Annotated in this window: 1 protein-coding gene; it reads left to right on the forward strand. The window is 69.7% G+C overall.

Annotated features, from left to right (window positions below; translation table 11 throughout):
* Positions 1 to 34: 34 nt before the first annotated feature.
* On the forward strand, positions 35 to 564 hold a 530-nt coding region (locus D3H34_RS33590), incomplete at its 3' end, for a porin (RefSeq protein ID WP_286186599.1).

Below are 564 nucleotides of genomic sequence, written 5' to 3' on the forward strand. Positions count from 1 at the left end.
CTGCCTGGCAGCCGCCATACTCTGCGCCGCGGCCCTGCCCGCACAAGCCCAGAGCGCCCCGGCCCCGTCGAGCGTGAAGATTTACGGCATCGTGGATGTCGGCGTGGAAGTGCTCGGCAATGTCAACGGCAAGGGCACCCTGGCCCGCGTGCCGAGCAATACGGGCATGATGCCCTCGCGCCTGGGCTTCCAGGGCACGGAGAATCTGGGCGGTGGCTGGCGCAGCATGTTCACGCTCGAGATGGGCCTGGCACCTGACACCGGCAGCTTCGGCCAGGGCGGCCGTCCATTCGGCAGGCAGTCATTCGTTGGCCTGGAGACGCCCTGGGGCACGGTGTCGCTGGGCCGGCAATACTCCATGCTGACCTGGTCGATGCAGGACGCCTCCCCCATAGGCCCGGCCATCTATGCCCTGGGCTCGCTCGACGCCTACCTGCCCAATGCGCGCACCGACAACGCCCTGGTCTACCGGCGCTCATTCGCCGGCCTCAGCGTCGGCGCGGGCTACAGCTTCGGCCGGGACGCGTACAACGCGGGGCCCAGCCCCGCGGGCACGAACTGCCC

The sequence above is a fragment of the Acidovorax cavernicola genome (genome assembly GCF_003581445.1).